The organism is Sphingomonas parapaucimobilis NBRC 15100, assembly GCF_000787715.1.
Taxonomy (GTDB): Bacteria; Pseudomonadota; Alphaproteobacteria; order Sphingomonadales; family Sphingomonadaceae; genus Sphingomonas; species Sphingomonas parapaucimobilis.
The window spans coordinates 1-22,263 of the sequence record NZ_BBPI01000060.1; the positions used below are offsets into that span (position 1 = coordinate 1).

A 22,263-nucleotide genomic window follows, 5' to 3' on the forward strand; every position below is an offset into this window, starting at 1 on the left:
CTCTAGCGCAGCTTGGGTGAGGGGTTGCGCACCCAACCATCACCCAGCTCCGACCAGGCCTTTGCTGCGCAAAGGCCAAGTCTGCGCAACCCTCTCCCCTCTACGAGGGGCGAGGGAGGATATAGCGCATCCCTCTCGGACCTGAGCCTTGGCCAATTGGGGGTAAGCCGGATAGGATCGGCATCAAAGGAAGATGCCCATGAACCTGTCACGCCCCCTGTCCGTCCTGTCGCTCCTGGGTCTGGTCGCGTTGTCGCCGACCGGAGCGACGGCCGCCGACAAGGACGCCCTGCCGCGCAAGATCGGCGACTGGACGCTGGCGGTCAGCGAGGATGGCGACGGATGTTTCCTGACGCGTATCTATGACCGGCCGGGCGATACGACATTGCTGCTGGGGCTCGACCGTGACGGGTCGAACCACCTGACGGTGCTGAACGCCAACTGGTCGATCAAGCCCAGGGAACGGCTGGCCCTCGACTTCAAGCTGACGAACGGCAGCTATCCGAAGCATTTCGCGGTCGGGCTGGCGTCGGATGACCAGCGGGGTTTCGTCACCAGCTTCGAAAAGCCGTTCCCGACCTATCTCGCCCGGTCGCAGGCGCTCAACATCGCGCGCGGCGACGTGCCGGTCGAGCGCCTGTCGCTGGCGGGCAGCGGTGCGGCGATCGCCGCGCTGCGCGATTGCGTCACGGCGCGGAAGGCCCGCCCGACGAAGGCGACCCGTTCAGACAATGCGACGGACGGCATTCCCCGCGATCCGTTCGCCAAGGCTGCGTCACGCAAACGCTGAACCCTGAACGGCATCTTAACACACCAGGTCTTTGTGCAAATAGTGTCTCAGTAAACGCTTGGTCGAAAACCCGGCACGCTCGAACAGAAACAGGATTGTCGAACTTTTCGCGCTCGGCTTCGTTGTTGCGGTTGGTTAACGACTGAAAGAACTGTTATGTCTGCTTACGCGTCCAAATCCCTCCTCGCTCTCGTGACGCTGACTGGTGCCGTCAGTCTTGGTGGTTGCGCGACGAAGTCCTTCGTGCGTGAACAGATCGCCCCGGTGAGCCAGCGCGTGGACTCGCTCGAATCGCGGCTCCAGCAAACCGATGGTACGGCCAAGCAGGCACTGGCCGAGGCGCAGGCCGCTTCGGGCCAGGCGCAGCAGAACGGCCAGCGGCTCGACCAGCTGGGCGGCCGCGTCGATGGCGTCGAGCAGCGCCTGACCGTGCAGGAGCAGAAGCCCGCGCGTCGTCCGCGCCACTGATGGCGGCGGGCTGAACGACTATATCCGCTGAATGACGTGCCGGTCTCTTCCCCTTGTTGGGGGAGGGGCTGGCATTTTGCCTGAGTATGCCGCATCGATGAAGTCCCTGATCCTGTCGCTGGCGGGCTTCGCCCTCCTGGCCCCCGCGGTTGCCGATGCGCGCGCCGCCGAGCCGGCCAAGGCCGTCCGCAAGGCCCCGCCCAAACCAAAGGCGAAAGCGAAACCCGCACCGATTGTCGCGCCCGGGCCGGTATTGACCCCGTCCCCGGCGGCGCAGCGGGTGATCGACTGGGTATCCGGTGTGCAGGACAATCGCGGCCTGCCCTGGGCGGTGGTCGACAAGGTCCATGCGACCCTGTTCCTGTTCGCGCCCGACGGCACCCGGCAGGCGGCGGTGCCGGTCCTGATCGGCATCATGCCGGGCGACGAGGCGAGCCCGGGTGTGGGCAACAAGACGCTGGCCTCGCTCGGCCCCGCCGAGAAGACGACGCCTGCCGGTCGCTATCTTGCCAAGTTCGGCCTGCCGGTGGCGGGCGAGCGCGTGCTGTGGGTCGATTATGCGACGTCGGTGGCGCTGCACCCGATCCCCAAGGATGCGGGCGCGCGCGAGAAACGTCGCGAGCGGATGCTGTCGCCGACGCCGGACGACAACCGCATCACCTTTGGCTGCATCAACGTCCCCCAGGCCTTTTACACCCGGCAGTTGCGGCCGACCTTCCGTCGCAAGGGTGGCTATGTCTACATCCTGCCCGATACCAGGCCGATCGACGAGGTCTTCCCCCGTCTGAGGACGCAGGCACCCGGTTAGAGTGATTTGCCCATCCGGATCAGGGGAACCTGTACGCCTTCGACCGGAGCCGACCGGATCGACTCGATCGGGGCATAGCCGCAGGCGCGGTAGAGCGGCTCGCCTGCCAGCGTCGCCATCATCTCGGCAGAGGTGAAGCCCGCTGCCCGCGCCGCCGCCTCGCACCGGGCGAGGATGGCGCGGCCCAGCCCCTGCCGGGCGAAATCCGGGTCGACATACATCGCCCGGATGCGCGCGGGGTCGCGTGCCGGGTCGAGCATCGCCGCGTCGCGCAACGCCTGGCTATGATCGCCGCCATAGAGCGTCGCCCGCGCGCTCCACCCGCCGCAGCCCGCCAGCCGCCCGTCCTGCTCGGCCAGCAAATAGGTGCCGTCGGCGATCAGTTGTGTATCCAGGCCCATGACCGAACGGCTGGCCGCGATCTCGGCTGGCGAGAGGAAACCCTTTTGCAGCACCGAAATCGCGCGATCCATCAAGACGGCGATGGCGGGTATGTCGGCGGCGTCGGCCCAGCGGAAGGTAAACATTGCACCTTTTCGGGGCAATTATTCGGTTGCGTCAATGACGATAGGATGAACAGTTGCAATCGACACCATCGATTTGCTGCGATAAGCCGGTCAGATGGCAGACATTCCTCAGACCCCGCTGCTCGACACGGTGCAGACTCCCGATGACCTTCGTCGCCTGGCCCCCGAGCAGTTGCGGCAACTCGCCGACGAGTTGCGGACCGAGACAATCTCGGCCGTCGGCACCACCGGCGGCCATCTGGGCTCGGGGCTGGGCGTCGTCGAACTGACGGTCGCGCTTCATTATGTCTTCAACACGCCCGACGACCGGCTGATCTGGGACGTCGGGCATCAATGCTATCCGCACAAGATCCTGACCGGGCGTCGCGAGCGTATCCGCACCATCCGCCAGGGCGGTGGCCTGTCGGGCTTCACCAAGCGTTCGGAAAGCGAATACGACCCCTTCGGCGCGGCGCACAGCTCGACCTCGATCTCGGCGGCGCTGGGCTTTGCGGTCGCCAACAAGCTGGCGGGCACGCCGGGCAAGGGCATAGCGGTCATCGGCGACGGCGCCATGTCGGCGGGCATGGCCTATGAGGCGATGAACAATGCCGAGCAGGCGGGCAATCGCCTGGTCGTCATCCTGAACGACAACGACATGTCGATCGCGCCGCCGGTGGGCGGCCTCTCGGCCTATCTGTCGCGCATGGTGTCGAGCCGCGAGTTCCTGGGCGTGCGCGACGTGCTCAAGAAACTCGCCAAGCGCTTCCCGCGCCCGATCCAGAAGGCGGCGCAAAAGACCGACGAGTTCGCGCGCGGCATGACCATGGGCGGCACGCTGTTCGAGGAGCTGGGCTTTTATTATGTCGGCCCGATCGATGGTCACAATCTCGACCATCTGATCCCCGTGCTGGAGAATGTGCGCGACGCCGAGCAGGGACCGATCCTGATCCATGTCGTCACCAAGAAGGGCAAGGGCTATGCCCCGGCCGAGGCGGCGGCGGACAAGTATCACGGCGTCCAGAAGTTCGACGTCATCACCGGCGCCCAGGCCAAGGCACCGCCGGGACCGCCCGCCTACCAGAACGTCTTCGGCGAGGCGCTGGCCAAGGAAGCCGATAGCGATCCGCGCATCTGCGCCATCACGGCGGCGATGCCGTCGGGCACCGGGCTGGACCGGTTCGCGAATGCGCACCCCGAACGCTTCTTCGACGTCGGCATCGCCGAACAGCACGCCGTGACCTTTGCCGCCGGTCTGGCGGCGCAGGGGATGCGGCCGTTCTGCGCCATCTATTCGACCTTCCTCCAGCGCGCCTATGACCAGGTGGTCCATGACGTCGCGATCCAGAATCTGCCGGTCCGTTTCGCGATCGACCGCGCCGGGCTGGTCGGCGCGGACGGGGCGACCCATGCGGGCTCGTTCGACGTCACCTATCTCGCCAGCCTGCCCAACATGGTCGTGATGGCCGCCGCCGACGAGGCGGAGCTGGTCCATATGGTCCATACCTGCGTCAACCATGACAGCGGCCCGATCGCGGTGCGCTATCCGCGCGGCAACGGCGTCGGCGTGGCGCTGCCAGAGACGCCGCAGCTGCTGGAGATCGGCAAGGGGCGCGTCGTGCGCGAGGGCAAGAAGGTCGCGATCCTGTCGCTGGGCACCCGCCTGGCCGAAGCGCTGCGCGCCGCCGACACGCTGGAGGCCAAGGGGCTGTCGACCACGGTCGCCGACCTGCGTTTCGCCAAGCCGCTCGACGAGGCGCTGATTCGCCGGATGCTGACCACCCACGAAGTGGCGGTGACGATCGAGGAGAATGCGATCGGCGGCTTCGGCGCGCATGTCCTGACCATGGCCTCGGACGAAGGGTTGATCGACGGTGGCCTCAAGCTGCGCACGATGCGCCTGCCCGACATCTTCCAGGACCAGGACAAGCCCGAGGTGCAATATGCGCAGGCCGGTCTGGATGCCGATGCGATCGTCGAGACGGTGCTGAAGGCGCTGCGCCACAACAGCGCCAACGTCACGGAAGGTGCGCGGGCGTGATCCGTGGTTGGACCGCCGTCATCGTCTTCACGACGCTGGCGGTGGTCATGATGGTGGGTCTGAACGTGCGGATGTGGCGGCGGATGAAGGCTGCCACGGCGGCGGCGAAGGCTGAGGCGGAACGGGAAGAGCGAGAGGCTGTCGAAACCGGGCAGAATCCCACCCCCCGTTCAGCCTGAGCGAAGTCGAAGGCCAAGGGCCTACCGTAAACCCGTTCCTTGGCGAAGGCCGGGACCCGGTTGCTGGCCGGATGAGAGGGCGCGGTAAGTTGGCGTCAGAGGCCGTAGCCACCGATCGGTTTGGCCTCCCAAGCGTCGTCTCTATTCCCTCGCAGCGTCATCGGAACTGGACCCCGGCCTTCGCCGGGGAACGCGAGGGGCGGGCTGACCACCTCCGTCCACGCTGAGCGAAGTCGAAGCGCACGCCCGACAATCGCCCAGCCGACCTCACCGCCCCAGATAATGCGCCTGCGCCGCATCGGTCGCATTCACCGCCAGCACCGCCCGCGCTTCGCTGGGTGACAAAGGCCCGGACGGCGACGGCCGGTCCATGCCGCTGGCCGCGATCACCCGGCCGAGCAGTTCCTGCCCCTCCTGCCACCAGCCGAGGCCACTGGCGGCGTTGATATGCCCCTGCGGCCCGGCATCGACGAAATGGCTGCCCCAGTCGACCGCCAGGCTGTGTGCGCGGTCGATCGAGATCCACGGATCGTCCTGGCTGGCGACGAGGATCGAGGGGAAGGGCAGGGGTGTGCGCGGCGAGGGGGCGAAGGCCTGCAAAGCCTCGGGCGCGTCGGTGCGGTCGACATCGGCGGGTGCGACCAGCAGAGCGCCCGCGACCGGCCAGCCATAGGGCTGCGGCGAGAGTTCCGCCCACCACGCAACCGCCAGACAGCCCAGCGAATGCGCCGCCAGGATTACCGGGGCCTGTGCCTGCCGGATCGCCTGGTCCAGCCGCGTCACCCAGGCGTTGCGATGCGGTGTCGACCACATGCCCAGTTCGACGCGGATCGTATCGGGTCGCGCCTCTTCCCACAGGGACTGCCAGTGCGAGCGGCCCGAGCCGCCGAGACCGGGGACGGTGAGGACCGTTGGCTTGCGGGCCTCATAGGATGCGAACGAACCCATATGGCATCTCCTCGATAGCGGAGAGGTCGTGGGAAGGCGTGGTGCCCGACCGACTCCCGCTCCATGGCCTCAATCTATTCCTACTAATCCAATAGGCAATAGGCGATGCGTCCGGTGGATCACGTCTTGCGACGGGCCGAGGCGGCTTGTAGGGGCGGGCGATGGCCAAGCAGCGTGTCGACCAGATGCTCGTGGATCGCGGACTCGTGGAATCCCGGTCCCGCGCGCAAGCGCTGGTGATGGCGGGGCTCGTGTTTTCGGGCGAGACGAAGATCGCCAAGCCCGGCCAGCAACTGGCCGAGGACACCGTGCTCGACGTGCGCGGGCGCGATCATCCCTGGGTGTCGCGCGGCGGGATCAAGCTGGCGCATGGGCTGGAGCATTTCGGCTGGGACGTCACGGATGCGGTCGCGATCGATGTCGGCAGCTCGACCGGCGGCTTTACCGATGTGCTGCTGCAAAAGGGCGCGGCGAAGGTCTATGCGGTCGACAGCGGCACCAACCAGCTGGCCTGGTCGCTGCGCCAGGACCCACGCGTGATCGTCCATGAACAGACCAGCGCGCGCATCCTGACCGAGGCGCATATCCCCGAGCCGGTCGATATCATCGTGTGCGACGCCAGCTTCATCGGGCTGGCCAAGGTGCTGGAGCGGCCGCTCAGCTTCGCGAAACCCGGCGCGCGCCTGCTCGCCCTGATCAAGCCGCAGTTCGAGGCGGGGCGCGAAGAGGTCGGCAAGGGCGGGGTCGTTCGAGACGCGGCGGTCCACCAGCGGGTCTGCGATCAGGTCGTCGCGTGGCTGTCCGACAGCGGCTGGCAGGTCGCGGGCGTCACCCAGAGCCCGATCACCGGCCCGGAGGGGAATATCGAGTTTTTGGTGGCCGCATCCCGAAATTGAACGGGTAAGGGCTGATTGGCGTTGAGCTTTCCGTTTACTGCGCCGCGACCGTGGGGCAGATCGGCGGGCATCATGGCGAAAGAGGGACGAGTGGGCACGATCGCGTCGAAGGGCCAGTTGCGCATGTCATTCCTCCGCTGGGCGGTCGTGATCGTTCCGCTGATCCTGCTGCTCGGCTTCGCCTCGGGCCGGGTGGTGCCGTCGGGCAGCGAGAATGGCTGGTACATGGCGCTCACCAAGCCCGAGCTGAACCCGCCGGGCTGGGTGTTTCCCGTGATGTGGACGACGCTCTACATCATGATCGGCCTGGCGTTGGCGATCATCGTCCATGCGCGCGGGGCCAGGGGGCGCGGGGTCGCGATCGCCCTGTTCGTGATCCAGTTCCTGCTCAACCTGTCCTGGACGCCGCTGTTCTTCGGGGCGCACAAGGTGCGGCTGGCGCTGTTCGTCATCATCGCCATCCTGCTGCTGTCGATCGCCACCACGGTCGCCTTTTCGCGCATTCGCAAGGGTGCGGCGTGGCTGATGGTGCCGTATCTGGTGTGGCTGTCCTTCGCGGGCGTGCTGAACTGGCGGATCGACCAGCTCAATCCCGATGCGGAAAGGCTTGTGCCCGGGGCGCAGACATCCCAAATGCTGTGAAACGATTTTTGGGAATTTGATATGCAGGCCGACAACAAGCTGTTCGACGATTTCGCCAAGGTGATGAATGGCCTGGCGGGCACCGTGGCGGGCATGGGCCGCGAGGCCGAGGCCAGCGCCCGGACGCGTGCGCGCGAATGGATCGGCGGCCTGGACTTCGTCAGCCGCGAGGAGTTCGAGGTTGCCAAGGCGATGGCCGTCGCCGCGCGGGACGAGGCGGATGCGCTGAAGGCGCGGCTGGATGCGCTGGAAGCGCGCCTCAACGGTACGACGGGCGGCACGACCGCCGGGGCGGAATCCTGACCGGCCGGGTAGCGGAAGGGACCCTGTCCGGCCTGACCGGCCGGTCAGCTATCCACAGCTTTCGGCACCCGACGGCTTGCGGCCCGGCCCTGCGCAGTGCAACCTGCGCTGGTCCGGGTTTGTTCGCAAGGGCTTCTGATGCTTGAATCGACCGATCATGAAGCCGAAGAATCGGCCCCCATCGACATGCTCGAGGCCTATTTCGCCGCGCATGGATGGGAACATGAGCGCCACGACGAGGAGATCGTCGCGACGGTCAAGGGCAGCTGGGCGACGTACGAACTTCGCGCGCTCTGGCGCGACGATGACAGCGTACTGCAATTCCTGGCATTCCCCGACATCAAGGTGACCGAGGACCGCCGCTCCAGCATCTATGAGGCGCTGGCGCTGGTCAACGAACAGCTGTGGATCGGCCATTTCGAGCTGTGGTCGAACAGCGGCATCCTCCTCTATCGCCACGCCGCGATGGTCGATGGCGGCGAGGACGGCACCATCTCGCTCTCCGCGACCGAATTGCTGGTCGAATCGGCGATCGAGGAATGCGAGCGCTTTTACCCTGTCTTCCAGTTCGTCCTGTGGGGCGGCAAGACCCCGCGCGAGGCGCTGGCCGCCGCGCTGATCGAAACCCAGGGCGAAGCGTGACTTTTCCCGTCGGGCCGATCTGGCTGGTCGGATGCGGCAACATGGCGGGCGCGATGCTGCGCCGCTGGTTGTCCGAAGGGCTCGATCCTGCGCAGGTGACCGTCATTACCCGCAGCGGCACGCGTGCGCCCGAGGGTATCCGCTCGCTGACGGCATTGCCTGCCGACGAGACGCCTGAGATCCTGATGCTGGGCTTCAAGCCGCAACAATTGGGTGACATCGCCCCGACACTGGCACATCTGAACCCGGCCATCCTGCTGTCGATCCTGGCGGGGGTCGAGGAGCAGACGCTGGCCAGCCACATTCCGGCGGGCGCGGTGGTGCGGATGATGCCCAACTTGCCGGTCGCCATCGGGCGGGGCGTGACGGCGCTCTACACCCGCTCCACCGACCCCGCCGTGCGCGAGGCGGCCGAGGCGCTGGCCCTGCCGCTGGGCCTTGCCCCATGGGTTGAGGACGAGGCGCGGTTCGACGCCGTGACCGCACTGGCGGGGTGTGGGCCTGCCTTCGTGTTCCGCTTTATCGATGCCTTGGCGCAGGCCGGGGTCGGGTTGGGGCTATCGCCCGAACTGGCGGAGCAATTGGCGCTGGCGACCGTCGACGGGGCAGGGGCGATGGCGATCGGGGCCGATGCGCCGCCCGCCGTGCTGGCGGATCGTGTGGCCAGTCCCGGCGGCTCGACCCGCGAGGGGCTGAACGTGCTGGATGCGGGGCGCGCGCTCAAGCAGTTGATGGTCGATACGCTGACGGCCTCGGAACGGCGTAATCGAGAAATGGCGCAAGCCGCGCGAGGCTGATTTTTAGTTCACGCGAAGCCGCGACGGCGCCAAGAGATTTTTGCGCGCGGAAGAGCGATGGATGCGGAGGTGGATTGCTGATGGCAATCTCATCATTTCATCCGCTGGTGGTAAAAGGCCTGGCGGGGCGCTGTTCGTAACATCTCCGCGTCCTCTGCGCCTCCGCGTGAAACCCAAGCTTCTTCGCGCCGTCGCGGCTTCGCGCGAACCCCATCACCCGTCGTTGGTCCGCAAATCCTCGATCCGGGCGCGTTCGTTCTCGGGAATGAAGCCCTCCAGCACCGTCCAGAAGCCCGTCACCGCCTGCTGCCCCGCGCGCGCATAGGCCTTGGACAGTTTTTCGCGCAGCGCATCGAACAGCTCGGCCTCCATCGCCGCCCCCGTCGGGGTCAGCCGGAGCAGCCTTTGCCGCCGGTCGCGATCTCCGGGGCGCGTCTCGATCAGGTCGCGGCTCGCCAGTTCGTTGAGCACGCGGCCCAGCGACTGTTTGGTGATCGCCAGCAGCGATAACAGCTCGCTGACCGTCATGTCGGGCTTGCGGGCCATGAAATACAGGGCACGGTGATGGGCACGGCCCAACCCCTGCGCGGCGAGACCGCGATCGATCGAGCGCACGAGATGGCTATTGCCGAAATACAGCAATTCCATACCCCTGCGGAGTTCTGGCTCGCGGAGAAATTGTGCCGATGCGGACTGGTTAGAGGCAGCCATGTTGACCCGTCTACTCACACGCCCTAGGCCACGGCAACCCAAAACAGAGAGTTGACCATGGAAGCGCCCCAAGCCCTTACGTTTCGGTTCGATCCTTCTGCGACTCCGGTCGCGGCGAGCGAGCGGGCGGCACGTCTGGTCGATCCGGGTTTCGGCCGGGTTTTCACCGATCACATGGCGCTGATCCGCTACAGCGACGACAAGGGCTGGCACGACGCGCAAATCACCGCGCGCGCGCCGCTCAGCGTCGATCCGGCCGCGTCGGTCCTGCATTATGCCCAGGAAATCTTCGAGGGCATGAAGGCCTATCGCCTGGCGGACGGCGGCACCGCGCTCTTCCGGCCCGAGGCGAATGCCCGCCGCTTCCAGGATTCGGCGCGGCGCATGGCGATGCCCGAACTGCCCGAGAAGCTCTTCCTGGAATCGGTCGAGCGGCTGGTCGAGATCGAGCGCGACTGGATCCCCGAACAGGATGGCGGCGCGCTGTACCTGCGCCCCTTCATGTTCGCCAGCGAGGTGTTCCTGGGCGTGAAGCCCTCGGCCGAATATCTCTACATGGTCATCGCCTCGTCGGTCGGCGCCTATTTCAAGGGCGGTGCGCCCGCCGTGTCGATCTGGGTCAGCCAGGGCTACACGCGGGCTGCCCCCGGCGGGACGGGCGCGGCCAAGTGCGGCGGCAACTATGCCGCCAGCCTGCTCGCGCAGAAGGAAGCGATCGCCAATGGCTGCGACCAGGTTGTCTTCCTCGACGCGGTCGAGCGCCGCTGGGTCGAGGAACTGGGGGGCATGAACGTCTTCTTCGTGTTCGACGACGGCTCGCTGGTGACGCCGCCGCTGACCGGCACCATCCTGCCCGGCATCACCCGCGATTCGATCCTGACCATCGCGCGTGCGCAAGGGCTGACGGTGCGCGAGGAGCCCTATGCCATCGACCAGTGGCGCGCCGACGCCGCCAGCGGTCGCCTGGTCGAGGCCTTCGCCTGCGGCACCGCCGCCGTCGTCACCCCGATCGGCAGCGTCGCCGAGCCTGCGGGCCGCTTCACCATCGGCAGCGGCGGCCCCGGCCAGCTGACCACGCGCCTTCGCGAACAACTGGTCGCGATCCAGCGCGGCCAGGCCCCCGACCCCCATGGCTGGATGCGTCGTCTGGGCTGATCTTTCGTTGGAATAAGGGCTTTTCAAGAGCGGCGCGCCGGTTATAAGGCGCGCCTCTCCACTGGGGCGTCGCCAAGCGGTAAGGCAACGGTTTTTGGTACCGTCATACGCAGGTTCGAATCCTGCCGCCCCAGCCAATTTCTCGCTAAGTGATTGATCGAACTGGCTAACCCCGGTCCGGATGCCCCGGTATGTACAGTCGACTGTGCCAATGGGGTGTGCGGGGAGATCAACGTCCTTGGCCTCGCTCCAACATGTCTATCGCCGCGGCCACATTTTCTGGTGGCGCAGGGTTCATTCTTCGTTCCATAATGCACCCATCGACGTTCGCCTGTCGCTCGGGACCCCCGACCGGCTGCAGGCGCGGAACCGGGGCGCGGTGCTGACCGCGTCCTATGATCGGGTGGTGACCATGCTGAACGAACATGTTCGCGCCAATCGCGAACTGACCGAGCGCGAACTTCAGGCGATCGCCAAGGCGATGTACGAGGAACGCCTCGCCGAGGTGTGTACCGAGCAGCGCGCCACGCCGTACGATGCCGAGCATCATTCGGCCGCGAACCGCGCCTTCGTCGACTATTTCCAGCGGCTGACGCTGCAGGGCGGGCATATGTCGTTCCTGCCTGACGAACAGCGCAAGCTTGAGGCGGAGGGTTGGGATGCGCAGCGTATCGCCGATCTGCAAACGATCATCGCCTTGCGGGAGAATAAGGGCGTCAGTCCGATCCGTCGGGACGAAATCGACCGGCACCTCGCGGCTGCGGGCTTCTCGATCGACGACCGGCTGCGGTGGCTGGTCGAGCTTGCCCTCTATCCGACCTATCGCGACGTCTATGCCGATGCCGAACAGCAATTGCGAACATTGGTACAGCCGGTCGACGCGACGGCGTCTCCGCCACCACCACAATCTGTCCCCGCGCCGGCCAACGACATATCGCCACAGGTATCAGCCGGCATTTCCGGTGTTCCGGACGACTGGATGCACTGCGGCCCTGTCGAGGCGGCGGAGCGGATGATTGCGGAAACGCCAAGGCTTCTCGAGCATCGGCGCGACGGCAAGCGGGCGAGGGATAGCGTCGGCGAGCAGACGCTTCGGCAGATTCGCTGGGCGGCGACCCTGCTGCAGAAATCGCTGCCAGCGGGGACGCCGCTCTGGAAGGTGACCAAGGCAGACATTCTCGAGTTGGACGGCCATTTCGACAATCTGCCGATCCACTATGGCAAGTCGCCGCGTGATCGCGTGCTAGAGCAGACGCTCGACGAAGCCGTCGCGCTGGCGGCGGAGGATGTCGCCGACGGCAAGCTGAATATGGACGATATCGGGTTTTCCACCGGCACGACCAACAAGCACTTCAACAAGCTGGCGCAAATCCATGCCTTCATGCGCACCCATGTCGACGCGGCGCCGGCCATCGACTTCGCGCTGTTCACCGTTGCGATTGACGCGGACGAACGCGAAGCCCGAAAGCGCTACACGCGGGAACAGGGCGAAGCGCTGTTCAAGCTGCCACCCTGGACCGGATGTGAGGGGACCGGCGAACGGCTGGAGGCGGGCAAGACCGTCGTCCACGATGGTCTGTTTTTCGTGCTGCTGCTGGTCTGGTATACCGGTGCCCGCCGGGAGGAACTGTGCAAGCTGATGCTGGACGATGTCGAGCATCGGCACGGCATCCACTATCTGCTGATCCGTGCGACCGAGACGGGGCGCGTCAAGAACAAGTCGGCCCGCCGGGTCGTCGTCATTGCGGACGAACTCGTCCGCCTCGGCTTTCTGCGCTACGTCGAGGCGATGCGAGCGGCGGGCGAACGCCTGCTGTTCCCCGAACTGGTGCCCGGCGGCAATACCAAGCGGAAGCTCGGCGATGTCTTCTACAAGCTGTGGTGGATGTACATCGCGCCGATGGTGCCCGACCTGAAGCGCGGACAGGCGATGCATTCGGCGCGGCACATGGTTTCGGACGAGCTGAAGGATCAGGAGGTGTTCCTCGAATTCCGCAACGATCACCTCGGGCACCGTGGCAAGGGCGGCGAGGGCGAGACGCGCTACCCTGCAGCGGCCTCGCTCCAGAAGCTGAAGTCGGTGGTCGAGAAGATCCCCGTGGTCACGGGGCATCTCCCGGATCAGAGCAAGATCAACCTCTTGCCGGTGGGATTGCGTCAGCCAAGGCCGACGCGGGGCAAAGATCGCGACAGGGAGGAAACAGGCGCCTGACACCCGTCTGTTCGCCCATCGCGTGGGGAACGGAATGGCGATGCGTCAGGCCGGGCATATCGCTACAGTTTGCCGGCGTTGAACGAGCAGCAGGATTACCAGCGCCGTGGCCGCCATGCCTGCACCGGCGACCGCGACGGCGGGTAGGCCCAGTCCCGCACCGATCACCCCTCCGCCGAGCGCCGCGCCGATCGCGTTGCCAAGATTGAACGCGCCGATGTTCATCGCCGAGGCAAGGTTCGGCGCATCGGCTGCCGCCACCATTACCCGCATTTGCAACGGCGGTACGATGGCGAAGCTGGCGATGCCCCAGATGACGATGGCGACGGCGGCGGCCCATGGCCATTGCATGACGCCCGCGAACACGACCAGTACTGCCGCGAGGACGGCGAAGCTGCCGATCAGCGTCCGCTCGATCGACCGATCGGCAAGGCGACCGCCGAGCGTGTTCCCGATCGTCAGCCCGATCCCGTACAGCACCAGCATCGCCGTCACGAACTCGGTCGAGGCATGGGTTTCCTCATGCAGGATCGGGACGATGTAGGTGAAGACGGTGAACATCGCGCTGGCACCAACCACGGTCAGCGCCAGCGCCGCCAGCACCGGTCCGCGCGTGAGGACGCGGAGTTCCGCCGCCATGTCGCCCTCCGTCGATGCCGGGAGCGAGGGCAGGGCAAAGCGCAGTGCCACGATCGCCACGGCACCGACGCCGGCAATTCCCGCGAACGCCGTGCGCCAGCCCAGCACCTCACCGGCCCAGGTCGCGAGCGGCACGCCGCCGATCGTCGCCACCGTCAGCCCGGTGAACATCGCGGCGACCGCGCCCGCGCGCCGGTCGGGCGGCACGAGGCTGGCGGCGACCACCGAGCCGACGCCGAAAAACGCGCCGTGATTGAACGAGGTGACGATGCGTGCCGCCATCAACATCCAATAGCCGTCCGCGATCGCGGACAGTGCGTTGCCGATCGTGAAGATGGCCATCAGCCCGATCAGCAGCGTTCGCCGGTTCACGCGCCCGGTCGTCAGTGTCATCAGCGGCGCGCCGATCAGGACGCCCATCGCATAGGCGCTGACCAGCAGCCCCGCCGCCGGGATCGAGACGCCCAGATCGGACGCTATGCCTGGCAGCATGCCCATCGGCGCGAACTCGGTCACGCCGATGCCGAACGCGCCCATGGCGAGCGCGAGAAGGGGGAAATTCAGTTTCATCGAACGGCTCCCTTTCGTCAGACGAGTGGCGGGTTCAGGCGGGCGAAGCCCTCCTGCTGTATGTACGGGGTGTGCGGGTAAGGCGGCAGCACGGCACTCGCCGCATCCAGCGCGGTCATCTGCTCCGCCGTCAGCGACCAGCCGACCGCGCCGAGATTGTCGCGCAACTGCGCTTCGTTGCGCGCCCCGATGATGACCGAGGCGACGGTCGGCCGCCGCAACAACCAGTTGATCGCGATCTGCGGCACGCTCTTGCCCGTCTCGGCCGCGACCGCCTCCAGCGCATCGATCACGCGGTAGAGATGCTCGGCCTCGACCGGCGGCGCGAACTGTTCGGTATCGTGCAGGCGGCTGCCTGCGGGGATCGGACGGTCGCGCCCGATCCTGCCGGTCAACCGGCCCCAGCCGAGCGGGCTCCAGACCAGCGCGCTGATGCCCTGGTCGTGGCCGAGCGGCATCAGATCCGCCTCATAGGCGCGACCGATCAGCGAATAGTAGACCTGATGGGCGACGAGCCGGGGCCAACCGTGCCGATCCGCCAGGCCCTGCGCCTTCATCAACTGCCAGCCGGGATAGTTGGAGACGCCGGCATAGCGTACCTTGCCCGACGCGATCAGCCGGTCGAGCGTGGCCATCAGCTCCTCGGTCGGCGTGGAGGCGTCGAAGGCGTGGAGCTGGAGCAGGTCGATATGGTCGGTGCCGAGCCGGCGCAGCGATGCCTCCACCGCGCCGATCAGCCGGGCGCGTGAGACGCCCCAGTCCTGCGGCCCGTCACCGATCGGCAGGCCGGTCTTGGTCGACAGCAGCACCGCATCGCGCCGCCCCTTGATCGCCGCGCCCAGCACCTCCTCCGAGGCGCCGTTGGAATAGACGTCGGCAGTGTCGAATAGCGTGACCCCGGCATCGAGGCAGATGTCGACCAGCCGCCGCGCCTCGGCCGCATCGTTTTGTCCCCATGCGCCGAACAGCGGCCCGGTGCCGCCGAATGTGCCGGTGCCGAACGACAGCGCGGGTACCCGGAGTCCCGATGCGCCCAGTTGCCGATATTCCATTTGCCGCCTTTCCGTGTTTTCCATCAGGTGCATAGATGGCGGGACGGTTGCCGGCGCATAACCCGGCGGAAATGCGAAGGAGCTGTGCGTTGGATGCAAAGCTGATCGGGGGCACCGACCGAGCGCGTTCACTGGCGCTGTTCACTGCGGTGGTGGAGCAGGGGAGTTTTTCCGCTGCGGGCCGAGCGGTCGGCCTGACCGCTTCGGCGGTCGCGCGTGCGATTGACCGGATCGAGGTACGGTTGGGCGTGCGGCTGTTGCTGCGCTCGACCCGCATGTTGACGTTGACCGCCGAGGGCCAAGCCTATCTGCAAACCGCGCGGCGGATCCTGTCAGACCTCGACGACGCCGAGCAGCAGATCGCCGACCAGGGCGCGCCGCGCGGTCGGCTGCGGGTCAGCGCGGCGCTGTCGCATGGGCGGTTGTGCGTGGTGCCGCTGCTGAAGGAGTTCGCGCGCCTCTATCCGCATATCCTGATCGACATCGCGCTGACCGACACGCTCGTCGACGTGGCCGGAGGCCAAGCCGATGTGGCGATCCGGTTCGGGCCGCTGGCGGACAGTAGTCTGACCGCGCGCAAGCTGGGTGAGAGTCGGCGGGTGATCGTCGCCGCACCGGATTATCTCGCCTGTCACGGGGTGCCGGTGGTGCCGGAGGATCTTCACGGCCATAACTGCCTGAACTTCAATTTCCGCCGGGCGGAGCCGAGCTGGCCGTTCCGCCGCGACGGTCGGGATATGTCGCTGACCGTGAAGGGCAATATCGAGGCGAACAACGGCGAGACGCTGGGACAACTTGCTGCAGCTGGCGTGGGCATTACCCGTGTCGGCCGGTTCAGTGTGGTGGATGCGATCGCAGAGGGGCGACTTGTGCCGCTCCTGGAAGACTATAATCCCGGCGACGTCGAGCTGATCCATGCGGTATTCGTGGGCGGCTCGACCGTACCGGCGCGTGTCAGGGCCTTCGTCGACTTCCTCGCCGACCGGCTGGCGCATTGACGGCGGATCCATGGCGCGCCCGCCGGTATGGCGATGGAAAGCATTTTCTGCTATCAGCATCGCCGTTCCGCGATTCTTGAGAAGGAGGGCGACCATGACCGATCATATCACGCCCGCCCGTGGGATTCAGCGCATCGGCGGCCTGCTCCGCCACTGACCTGCGCGGCTTTCCCCGACAGCCGCTCCCCCCATCGCTGATACAAGGGCCGCGCCGACGGGTGCGGTGACGTTTCCATGACCGACGACGACGAAGACCTGTTTCCGCGCGCATCCGTGCTGCGCAAGGTTCTGTCCTTCACCTTCTGCCTGTGGCGCCGGACGCCGCTGCTGGCGGCCGCCTGTGCCATGGCGATGCTGCTGTCGACGCTGACCGAGGTGTTCGTGCCGCTCTATGCTGGCCGGATGATCGACGCCGTTGGTGCCGGTGATGCCGGAGCAGCGTGGCTGGCGTTCGGCGTCATCACCCTGCTGGGGGCGGCCATGGTGGTGTTCCGCCATCTCGGCTGGTGGGCGATCACGCCGCTGACGCTCGGCATGATGCGCGACGTGACGCAGGAGGCGTTCGCGCGTGTCCAGCGGCTGTCGTCCGACTGGCATGCCAACGCCTTTTCCGGGTCGACCGTGCGGCGGATCACGCGCGGCATGTGGGCGCTCGATACGCTCAATGACGTGCTGCTTCTCTCGCTGTTGCCGTCGCTGACGGTTCTGGTCGGGACGGTGGTCCTGCTGGCCGCGCACTGGCCGTTGCTCGGGCTGGTGATGGGGGTGGGGGCGCTCGCCTATATCGTGCTGACCGTCGGCTTGGCGACGCGCGTGCTCGCCCCGATCGCGCGATTGTCGAACCAGTGGGACACGAAAATGGGCGGCGTGCTGGCCGATGCGATCGGCACGAACGCGGTGGTGAAGGCATTCGGCGGCGAGGCGCAGGAGGAAGTGCTGCTCGCGCGGACCGTCGCCAAGTGGCACCGGCGTACGCGCCGGACCTGGATGGCGTTCACCTGGGCCGGGTCCGGCCAGCTCGCGCTGCTGTGGCTCATCCGCATCGTCGCCACCGGCGCGGCGTTGTGGCTGTGGTCGCGGGGGCAGGCGAGCGCGGGGGACATGGCCTATGTCATCACCAGCTATTTGGTGCTCAACGGCTATCTTCGTGACATCGGGCAATATGTCCATCAGCTCCAGCGCTCGGTGAATGAAATGGAGGAACTGGTTGCGCTTCACGACGAGCAGCTGGGCGTGGCCGATCGTGCCGACGCCCGTCCGATCGCGATCGAGGCGGGTGCGATCCGGTTCGAGGATGTGACCTTCCGCTATACCGGGCAGGACCGTCCGCTCTACGAGCATCTGAGCGTTACGATCCCGGCCGGGCAGCGTGTCGGTCTGGTGGGACCGTCCGGATCGGGCAAGACCAGCTTTGTGAAGTTGATCCAGCGGCTCTACGACGTCGATAGTGGCCGGGTGACGATCGACGGGCAGGATGTGGCGCTGACGACGCAAATGTCGCTGCGCCGGCAGGTCGCGATCGTTCCGCAGGAGCCGGTGCTGTTCCACCGCACGCTGGCCGAGAATATCGGCTATGGCCGCCCCGAGGCCAGCCAGGACGAGATCGAGCAGGCCGCGCGGCTTGCCAATGCCCATGACTTCATCATGGCGCTGCCCAAGGGCTATCGTACGCTGGTCGGCGAGCGGGGGGTGAAGTTGTCGGGCGGCGAGCGCCAGCGCGTGGCGATCGCGCGCGCGTTCCTGGCGGATGCTCCGATCCTGATCCTCGACGAGGCGACGTCCAGCCTCGATTCCGAAAGCGAGGCCGCGATCCAGCAGGCGATGGAGCGGCTGATGGTCGGCCGCACCGCCATCGTCATCGCGCATCGGCTTTCGACCGTCCGGGCGCTGGACCGCATTCTGGTGTTCTCGGCGGGGCGGATCGTGGAGGACGGAACGCACGCCGATCTGCTGACCGTCGAGGGTGGCCATTATCGTCGGCTGTTCGAGCGGCAGGCGGGGTCGACGACGCCGGAGATTGCCTAATCCGAATCGACTATAACATTGGCCGCAAGGTGAACCGCGTGATCTCGGACGGCACGCCCAACCGGACCGCGAAGCCCGGCCACAGGCCGGTGCCGTTGCTGACGTAGAGCGTCATGCCGCCGATGTCGTACCGTCCCGACACGAACCCGGCATTGGCCCGTGCGACGATCCGGTCGAGCCCGGCGATCATGCCGCCATGGGTGTGTCCGGACAGTTGAAGCACGACGCCGCGCGCGGCGGCATCGCGAGCCTTTCCGGGTTGATGGTCGAGGAGGAGGATCGGCGCGTTGGCGGGCGCACCTCTCAGCGCGAGGGCAAGGTCCGGCCCGGGCTCGCCGACGCTCGGTGCTGACAGGTCGGTGACTCCGGCGACGATCAACTGGTCACCGCCGCGTTCGATCACCGCATGCACATTGGGTAGCATGCGGAAACCCATGCCCGAGAGCTGCCGCATCCAGGCGCCGTAATCGAAGAAATATTCGTGGTTGCCCGGGATTGCGTAGACCCCATTCGGCGCATGCAGCTGCCGCAGTGGCGCGATGTCATGGCGACGCATTTCGACCGAGCCGTCGATGAAGTCGCCGGTCACCACGATCAGGTCCGTGCCGGACGCATTGGTGCGATCGACGACGGCCTGCGCCCAATCGGACGTGAAGAGGCGGCTGATATGCAGGTCGGTAAGCTGAACGACCCGATATCCGTCGAAGGATGGCGGAAGGTCGCGGATCGCCACCGTCACGTCCTTGATTGGGGGAATGCGCAGCGCGTTGGCGACCCCGATCCCGGCCAGCACCGCGGCCAAGCTGGCAATGGTATAGCGCAGCGCGTCCGGTTCCCGGATCACCTCCCGCTGCACCAGCATGGTGAGCAGCGCCCCCAGGTCGATCACCAGTTGGAACACGGCGAGCAGGACCAGCGCGCCGAATGCCCAGTTGAAGAGGATCACGACCAGACGCGGGAACTCGGGCGCGAAGACCGACCCCGACGACAATCGGCTCCAGAAATGGAACTGAGACGCCGCGAGCATCAGTATGCCTGCAAGGATCTTGGCCCAGAGCGGCAGCGGCAAGGGCCAGAGCCAGCGCGCCAGGACGATCAGCGCCGGTACGGCAAAGACGACATTGAAGATGGCAAGTGCTCCGGCTTTTGCAGGCAATGTCGCCTGTAAACGAGGCGCACGCCGTACGTGTCCGCCACATGCCACGGGGGAGGGGGCTTGGATATGATTTCAACGCGGCCCGCCGTCGCAATGACAGGGGCGCGTGTCGAAATCACATGGCCTCGGTCATCACCGCGAGGGACGGGCGAGTATCGGGTACAGGCGTCCGCGTCATACTCGCCCGTGCTTCAGCGGGGCCGACTATCGAGGCTGTGCGACCACCGCTCTTAAGCCGTTGCACCGCCGTCGATGTTGAGAGTCGTGCCGGTGATGTAGCTCGCATCCGGCCCGGCGAGGAAGGCGACCGCGCCCGCGATCTCCTCGACCTTGCCATAGCGGCCGAGCGGGATCGCCCGCAGCACCTGCCCGGCAAATTCGCTGTCGGCGGGATTCATGTCGGTGTCGATCGGTCCCGGCTGCACGGTGTTAACCAGGATGTTGCGCGGGGCGAGGTCCTTGGCCCAGCCGCGCGCCAGCGCCGCGACCGCTGCCTTGGTCGCGCTGTAGACGGTGGTCGCGGGGAAGGCCATTTCGCCCGAGATGCTGCCGATCAGGATGATTCGGCCGCCGTCGCGAAGGTGCGGCAGCGCTGCGCGGGTGCCGACGTGCAGCCCCTTGACGTTGACGCCGAACTGGCGGTCGTACGTCTCGTCAGTGTCCTCGGCGACCGAGGAGAATTCCGCCACACCGGCATTGTGGACCAGAATGTCGATCCCGCCCAGAGCGGCGGCGGCCTGTTCGACGCCCGCCCGTTGCGAGGCGGGATCGGCGGCGTTTGCCTGGAAGGCGAAGGCGGTGCCGCCCGCGCTCTCGATCGCTGACACGGTAGCGTCGGCGGCGGCTTTGTTGCCGGCATAGGTAATTGCCACAGTCGCGCCATCCGCCGCCAGCCGCTTGGCGATGGCCGAGCCGATGCCGCGCGATCCGCCGGTGACGAGCGCTGTCCTGCCCTGAATCGACATAGATATTCTCCGAAAATGCTGGCCCGCGATCACGCCGTCGTGCGCTGTCGGCAGGCGGTAAATGGGATGACGCTACAACAGTTCAAGAATGCCGAACTATTAAAATAGAATTGGTGCCCTATATCGATTATATGGCCCGCTTCACTCACCCCCGGCTGGAAGACGTTCCGCTCGATCTGGCGCTGCACGCGCTGGCCGATCCCAATCGGCTGGCCATGGTGGCGCGACTTGCCGCGACCGAGCGGCTGAGTTGCACCGATGCCGCGCCGTGCGAGTCCATTCCAAAGAGCACGCTGTCCAACCACCTGAAGCTGCTGCGCGCGGCGGGGCTGATCGAGACGACACAAGCCGGGCGTGAAATGATCAACACACTACGCCGCGCAGAATTCGACCGGCGGTTTCCCGGTCTGCTCGACGCCGTGCTCGCGAACCGACCAGCCTGATTACCGGCCGATCGCGTCGAGTTCGGCCACCACGTCTTTGGGCAGCGTCAGCGAGGCTGCGGCGATGTTCTCGTGGAGGTGCGCGACCGACGAGGTGCCGGGGATCAGCAGGATGTTGGGCGATCGCTGAAGCAGCCATGCCAGGGCGACCTGCATCGGCGTTGCCTCAAGCCGGGCCGCGACGTCGGACAATGTCGACGACTGAAGCGGGCTGAACCCACCGAGCGGGAAGAAGGGCACATAGGCGATGCCCTCCGCCGCCAGCGCATCGATGAAGCTATCGTCGTCGCGGTGGGCGAGGTTGTACTGGTTCGCCACCCGGACGGAACTCGACCTTCGGCGCCTTGCCGCCATCGAGGCGGCGGTGGCGGCGTTGGGCGATGAGGATCTGCTCGACTTCGCCGACATCTTCGCCCGAGGTGATCCGACGCCGCTGCGTGCCATGGCGGAGGAACAGATGCGCCGACGCGGTATCAGCCTGTGAGGAAAATGCCGTCTCGCTTCCGGCGGCTCGATGGCGCGCTGGCGGAACTTCCGGTCGAAGAACCGATGCTGCTCTCCGAGCTCGACGGTTTCCTAACCGGGCTTATCGTCTGTCCCGAACCGATCCCCGTCGATGAATGGATGACGGTGATATGGGGCGTCGAGGGCGATGGCGTCCCACCCTTCGAGGACCCGCTCGACGTACAATGGTTCGTCAAGGCGGTCGCGGCGCAGCGCGACGAGATTGCGCGCGACCTGTCTCGCGGCAGGTTGCAGCCGATCCTCGACGTCGATGAGCGGGATGGCGAGGTTCTGTGGGAATATTGGGTCGATGGCTTTTCCGATGCGATCGCGTTACGCCCGGAGGCGTGGGACGCAGCGGCCGCCGATACCGAATGGGCCGATCCATGGCACCGCCTTCTGGCGCTGATCGCGATCGCGCGCGACGAGAGCGATCTCGACAGCGTCGAGGTCAACGCCTTCCAGGATCGTGCGGTGGTCGAACTGACGGACATGGTCCAGCGCCTCTATGCGGCCCGTGCGGGTGTCGGCGATGCGAAGGCGACTGTCGTCGTGACGGCGAAGACGGGCCGCAACGATCCATGCCCTTGCGGATCGGGAAAGAAGCACAAGCATTGCTGCGCCCGACCTGATCCGCCGCCCCGGCGGGCGGACCTTTCCGATCTTCGCCGCACCAGATCGACCAAGCGCTGCGCGTCCACGACGGGGAAGGGGGGGGCACGGTCACCCCACCAAACAACTGCTCGATTATCTAGGGGAATGGATCCCGCCTAACTGAGCCGCGCACCGTCTGTCGGCCCGACAACCGCACCG

The 22,263-nt window shown here is 66.4% G+C and carries 24 protein-coding genes, 1 tRNA gene and 1 pseudogene; 18 read left to right on the forward strand and 8 right to left on the reverse strand.

Features of this window, described 5'->3' with window-relative positions; genetic code table 11:
- Positions 1 to 199 precede the first annotated feature (199 nt).
- From SP5_RS09890 to SP5_RS09900, 3 genes are all read left to right on the forward strand, one after another.
- Positions 200 to 790 (forward strand): hypothetical protein, encoded by a 591-nt coding sequence (locus SP5_RS09890; protein WP_157013658.1) that lies wholly within the window; start codon positions 200 to 202, stop codon positions 788 to 790.
- A 156-nt stretch (positions 791 to 946) separates the two neighbouring features.
- Positions 947 to 1,258: a hypothetical protein gene (locus tag SP5_RS09895; protein WP_042487773.1), complete on the forward strand. Its 312-nt coding sequence runs from the start codon at positions 947 to 949 to the stop codon at positions 1,256 to 1,258.
- 97 nt (positions 1,259 to 1,355) lie between these two features.
- Positions 1,356 to 2,066: a hypothetical protein gene (locus SP5_RS09900; RefSeq protein ID WP_157013659.1), complete on the forward strand. Its 711-nt coding sequence runs from the start codon at positions 1,356 to 1,358 to the stop codon at positions 2,064 to 2,066.
- Here the strand turns inward: SP5_RS09900 and SP5_RS09905 are convergent.
- Complete coding sequence (locus SP5_RS09905; protein WP_042487776.1) at positions 2,063 to 2,593, reverse strand: GNAT family N-acetyltransferase; 531 nt, start codon at positions 2,591 to 2,593, stop codon at positions 2,063 to 2,065. The genes SP5_RS09900 and SP5_RS09905 overlap by 4 nt on opposite strands.
- Positions 2,594 to 2,687: 94 nt before the next feature.
- On the opposite strand from SP5_RS09905, the gene dxs reads away from it, so the two are divergent.
- Together dxs and SP5_RS09915 are read left to right on the forward strand one after the other, a co-directional pair.
- A complete protein-coding gene (dxs, locus tag SP5_RS09910) occupies positions 2,688 to 4,613 on the forward strand; it encodes a 1-deoxy-D-xylulose-5-phosphate synthase (RefSeq protein WP_042487780.1) in 1,926 nt (641 codons plus the stop codon).
- Positions 4,610 to 4,792, forward strand: coding sequence for a hypothetical protein (locus SP5_RS09915; protein ID WP_042487783.1), 183 nt, complete (start codon positions 4,610 to 4,612; stop codon positions 4,790 to 4,792). Before dxs ends, SP5_RS09915 begins: the two co-directional genes overlap by 4 nt.
- A 267-nt stretch (positions 4,793 to 5,059) precedes the next feature.
- Here the strand turns inward: SP5_RS09915 and SP5_RS09920 are convergent, their stop codons facing one another.
- Positions 5,060 to 5,740, reverse strand: a complete 681-nt coding sequence (locus SP5_RS09920; protein ID WP_042487784.1) for an RBBP9/YdeN family alpha/beta hydrolase — start codon at positions 5,738 to 5,740, stop codon at positions 5,060 to 5,062.
- Between the two features lie 161 nt (positions 5,741 to 5,901).
- Between SP5_RS09920 and SP5_RS09925 the strand changes: the two genes are divergently transcribed.
- The 5 genes from SP5_RS09925 (at position 5,902) to proC (ending at position 9,020) form a co-directional block, all read left to right on the forward strand.
- Positions 5,902 to 6,636 (forward strand): TlyA family RNA methyltransferase, encoded by a 735-nt coding sequence (locus SP5_RS09925; protein ID WP_042487787.1) that lies wholly within the window; start codon positions 5,902 to 5,904, stop codon positions 6,634 to 6,636.
- Between the two features lie 123 nt (positions 6,637 to 6,759).
- A complete protein-coding gene (locus tag SP5_RS09930; protein WP_042487976.1) occupies positions 6,760 to 7,278 on the forward strand; it encodes a TspO/MBR family protein in 519 nt (172 codons plus the stop codon).
- Between the two features lie 21 nt (positions 7,279 to 7,299).
- A complete protein-coding gene (locus SP5_RS09935; RefSeq protein WP_042487789.1) occupies positions 7,300 to 7,581 on the forward strand; it encodes an accessory factor UbiK family protein in 282 nt (93 codons plus the stop codon).
- 138 nt (positions 7,582 to 7,719) lie between these two features.
- Positions 7,720 to 8,223: a type III secretion system chaperone family protein gene (locus SP5_RS09940; protein WP_042487792.1), complete on the forward strand. Its 504-nt coding sequence runs from the start codon at positions 7,720 to 7,722 to the stop codon at positions 8,221 to 8,223.
- Positions 8,220 to 9,020, forward strand: a complete 801-nt coding sequence (proC, locus tag SP5_RS09945) for a pyrroline-5-carboxylate reductase (protein WP_281177316.1) — start codon at positions 8,220 to 8,222, stop codon at positions 9,018 to 9,020. Before SP5_RS09940 ends, proC begins: the two co-directional genes overlap by 4 nt.
- Before the next feature lie 213 nt (positions 9,021 to 9,233).
- Here the strand turns inward: proC and SP5_RS09950 are convergent, their stop codons facing one another.
- Entirely contained in the window at positions 9,234 to 9,731 is a 498-nt protein-coding gene (locus SP5_RS09950; protein WP_042487794.1) for a MarR family transcriptional regulator, read from the reverse strand.
- A 57-nt stretch (positions 9,732 to 9,788) separates the two neighbouring features.
- On the opposite strand from SP5_RS09950, the gene SP5_RS09955 reads away from it, so the two are divergent.
- From SP5_RS09955 to SP5_RS09965, 3 genes are all read left to right on the forward strand, one after another.
- The gene (locus SP5_RS09955) at positions 9,789 to 10,886 is read left to right on the forward strand and encodes a branched-chain amino acid aminotransferase (protein WP_042487796.1); all 1,098 of its coding nucleotides are present in this window, start codon (positions 9,789 to 9,791) and stop codon (positions 10,884 to 10,886) included.
- A gap of 62 nt (positions 10,887 to 10,948) precedes the next feature.
- Positions 10,949 to 11,023 (forward strand) — tRNA-Gln (locus tag SP5_RS09960).
- 101 nt (positions 11,024 to 11,124) lie between these two features.
- The gene (locus SP5_RS09965) at positions 11,125 to 13,098 is read left to right on the forward strand and encodes a site-specific integrase (RefSeq protein ID WP_042487799.1); all 1,974 of its coding nucleotides are present in this window, start codon (positions 11,125 to 11,127) and stop codon (positions 13,096 to 13,098) included.
- Positions 13,099 to 13,143: 45 nt separating this feature from the next.
- On the opposite strand, the gene SP5_RS09970 is transcribed toward SP5_RS09965, so the two are convergent.
- Both SP5_RS09970 and SP5_RS09975 read right to left on the reverse strand, forming a co-directional pair.
- Entirely contained in the window at positions 13,144 to 14,307 is a 1,164-nt protein-coding gene (locus SP5_RS09970) for an MFS transporter (protein ID WP_042487801.1), read from the reverse strand.
- 17 nt (positions 14,308 to 14,324) lie between these two features.
- Entirely contained in the window at positions 14,325 to 15,359 is a 1,035-nt protein-coding gene (locus SP5_RS09975) for an aldo/keto reductase (RefSeq protein ID WP_042487804.1), read from the reverse strand.
- An 89-nt stretch (positions 15,360 to 15,448) separates the two neighbouring features.
- On the opposite strand from SP5_RS09975, the gene SP5_RS09980 reads away from it, so the two are divergent.
- Together SP5_RS09980 and SP5_RS09985 are read left to right on the forward strand one after the other, a co-directional pair.
- Positions 15,449 to 16,357 (forward strand): LysR family transcriptional regulator, encoded by a 909-nt coding sequence (locus SP5_RS09980; protein ID WP_042487807.1) that lies wholly within the window; start codon positions 15,449 to 15,451, stop codon positions 16,355 to 16,357.
- A 234-nt stretch (positions 16,358 to 16,591) separates the two neighbouring features.
- Positions 16,592 to 18,382, forward strand: coding sequence for an ABC transporter ATP-binding protein (locus tag SP5_RS09985; protein WP_042487808.1), 1,791 nt, complete (start codon positions 16,592 to 16,594; stop codon positions 18,380 to 18,382).
- Positions 18,383 to 18,392: 10 nt separating this feature from the next.
- On the opposite strand, the gene SP5_RS09990 is transcribed toward SP5_RS09985, so the two are convergent.
- Together SP5_RS09990 and SP5_RS09995 are read right to left on the reverse strand one after the other, a co-directional pair.
- Positions 18,393 to 19,538, reverse strand: a complete 1,146-nt coding sequence (locus SP5_RS09990; RefSeq protein ID WP_245613457.1) for a metallophosphoesterase — start codon at positions 19,536 to 19,538, stop codon at positions 18,393 to 18,395.
- 230 nt (positions 19,539 to 19,768) lie between these two features.
- Positions 19,769 to 20,503 carry an SDR family NAD(P)-dependent oxidoreductase gene (locus SP5_RS09995; RefSeq protein WP_174435529.1) on the reverse strand — a complete coding sequence of 245 codons (735 nt, stop codon included), beginning with the start codon at positions 20,501 to 20,503 and terminating at the stop codon, positions 19,769 to 19,771.
- Between the two features lie 131 nt (positions 20,504 to 20,634).
- On the opposite strand from SP5_RS09995, the gene SP5_RS10000 reads away from it, so the two are divergent.
- Positions 20,635 to 20,946, forward strand: coding sequence for an ArsR/SmtB family transcription factor (locus SP5_RS10000; RefSeq protein ID WP_042487985.1), 312 nt, complete (start codon positions 20,635 to 20,637; stop codon positions 20,944 to 20,946).
- Here the strand turns inward: SP5_RS10000 and SP5_RS10005 are convergent.
- Positions 20,947 to 21,270, reverse strand: a pseudogene (locus tag SP5_RS10005) (aldo/keto reductase); the annotation flags it as partial.
- On the opposite strand from SP5_RS10005, the gene SP5_RS10010 reads away from it, so the two are divergent.
- Positions 21,248 to 21,430, forward strand: coding sequence for a hypothetical protein (locus tag SP5_RS10010; RefSeq protein ID WP_042487991.1), 183 nt, complete (start codon positions 21,248 to 21,250; stop codon positions 21,428 to 21,430). The pseudogene SP5_RS10005 and the gene SP5_RS10010 overlap by 23 nt on opposite strands.
- A gap of 5 nt (positions 21,431 to 21,435) precedes the next feature.
- The gene (locus tag SP5_RS10015; protein WP_245613459.1) at positions 21,436 to 22,224 is read left to right on the forward strand and encodes a UPF0149 family protein; all 789 of its coding nucleotides are present in this window, start codon (positions 21,436 to 21,438) and stop codon (positions 22,222 to 22,224) included.
- Positions 22,225 to 22,263 lie beyond the last annotated feature (39 nt).

Excerpts from the sequence above, each read along its gene's own strand:
- SP5_RS09890 (WP_157013658.1), top strand. The coding sequence starts at position 200 with ATGAACCTGTCACGCCCCCTGTCCGTCCTGTCGCTCCTGGGTCTGGTC.
- SP5_RS09895 (WP_042487773.1), top strand. The coding sequence starts at position 947 with ATGTCTGCTTACGCGTCCAAATCCCTCCTCGCTCTCGTGACGCTGACT.
- SP5_RS09900 (WP_157013659.1), top strand. The coding sequence starts at position 1,356 with ATGAAGTCCCTGATCCTGTCGCTGGCGGGCTTCGCCCTCCTGGCCCCC.
- SP5_RS09905 (WP_042487776.1), bottom strand. The coding sequence starts at position 2,593 with ATGTTTACCTTCCGCTGGGCCGACGCCGCCGACATACCCGCCATCGCC.
- dxs (WP_042487780.1), top strand. The coding sequence starts at position 2,688 with ATGGCAGACATTCCTCAGACCCCGCTGCTCGACACGGTGCAGACTCCC.
- SP5_RS09920 (WP_042487784.1), bottom strand. The coding sequence starts at position 5,740 with ATGGGTTCGTTCGCATCCTATGAGGCCCGCAAGCCAACGGTCCTCACC.
- SP5_RS09925 (WP_042487787.1), top strand. The coding sequence starts at position 5,902 with ATGGCCAAGCAGCGTGTCGACCAGATGCTCGTGGATCGCGGACTCGTG.
- SP5_RS09930 (WP_042487976.1), top strand. The coding sequence starts at position 6,760 with ATGTCATTCCTCCGCTGGGCGGTCGTGATCGTTCCGCTGATCCTGCTG.
- SP5_RS09935 (WP_042487789.1), top strand. The coding sequence starts at position 7,300 with ATGCAGGCCGACAACAAGCTGTTCGACGATTTCGCCAAGGTGATGAAT.
- SP5_RS09940 (WP_042487792.1), top strand. The coding sequence starts at position 7,720 with ATGCTTGAATCGACCGATCATGAAGCCGAAGAATCGGCCCCCATCGAC.
- SP5_RS09950 (WP_042487794.1), bottom strand. The coding sequence starts at position 9,731 with ATGGCTGCCTCTAACCAGTCCGCATCGGCACAATTTCTCCGCGAGCCA.
- SP5_RS09955 (WP_042487796.1), top strand. The coding sequence starts at position 9,789 with ATGGAAGCGCCCCAAGCCCTTACGTTTCGGTTCGATCCTTCTGCGACT.
- SP5_RS09970 (WP_042487801.1), bottom strand. The coding sequence starts at position 14,307 with ATGAAACTGAATTTCCCCCTTCTCGCGCTCGCCATGGGCGCGTTCGGC.
- SP5_RS09975 (WP_042487804.1), bottom strand. The coding sequence starts at position 15,359 with ATGGAATATCGGCAACTGGGCGCATCGGGACTCCGGGTACCCGCGCTG.
- SP5_RS09985 (WP_042487808.1), top strand. The coding sequence starts at position 16,592 with ATGACCGACGACGACGAAGACCTGTTTCCGCGCGCATCCGTGCTGCGC.
- SP5_RS09995 (WP_174435529.1), bottom strand. The coding sequence starts at position 20,503 with ATGTCGATTCAGGGCAGGACAGCGCTCGTCACCGGCGGATCGCGCGGC.
- SP5_RS10000 (WP_042487985.1), top strand. The coding sequence starts at position 20,635 with ATGGCCCGCTTCACTCACCCCCGGCTGGAAGACGTTCCGCTCGATCTG.
- SP5_RS10015 (WP_245613459.1), top strand. The coding sequence starts at position 21,436 with ATGCCGTCTCGCTTCCGGCGGCTCGATGGCGCGCTGGCGGAACTTCCG.